General features: G+C 36.5%; 1 protein-coding gene. It reads right to left on the bottom strand.

Features of this window, described 5'->3' with window-relative positions; genetic code table 11:
- Window positions 1–88 precede the first annotated feature (88 nt).
- Window positions 89–580, bottom strand: coding sequence for a death domain-containing protein (locus ACFI34_RS18740; protein WP_462674593.1), 492 nt, complete (start codon window positions 578–580; stop codon window positions 89–91).
- Window positions 581–682 lie beyond the last annotated feature (102 nt).

Genomic DNA, 682 nt, shown 5'->3' on the forward strand with positions numbered 1-682 from the left:
GCCCCAATAAGGGGCTAAAAATTGTTTGCTAAAATGTGTAGCGAAGCGAAACCAAGCAAACTGTTTTTAGTCCCGCTTAATTGGCTTGTTATAACTCGATTTCACCAGAAACTATTTTTGATACACATTGTTCAGAGTCCATAGTTTGTGAGCTATACCAACATTTTTGAATTGAAGGTTTAAGGACTTCAATTGATTTAGCCGTAAGTCCCTTTTGAGACATTTCGCACTTTTCTTGCGTGTAATATTTGAATGAAAGCATATCGTAAGACATTTCATTTACAACATCTGTGTTGAAGATCTCTTTACTTAGAGCCTTAATTTGATCTTGCGACAATCCTAATTCAGTTAGACTTTCATGATTTACAACGGCTAAAAAACGCCAATCCATTAAGGCTTTCTCTTTGGCCGTTGAGTTTTCAGAAGATTGTCTTGATACCCATTTCATAGCAACAGCGCCAGAAACAACGCTACTTAGTTTTTCACAGTGTGTCTCAGAGGTTTGAGCTACTTCTTTTTCCGTAGTACTAGCACAACCAGTTGCCATCAATATTGACACCAATAATAGAAATTTACGCATCACTTTCCTTAGAGTTATAACGCCCTAATAATGGGCAAAAAATTGTTGGCTAAAATGTTGAGGAACGAAAACAGCCAACTGTTTTTTGTCCTTATTTATTAG

This window comes from Pseudoalteromonas sp. PSi26 (assembly GCF_054960575.1).

Coding starts and splice junctions, on each gene's coding strand:
- ACFI34_RS18740 (WP_462674593.1), bottom strand. CDS start 580: ATGCGTAAATTTCTATTATTGGTGTCAATATTGATGGCAACTGGTTGT.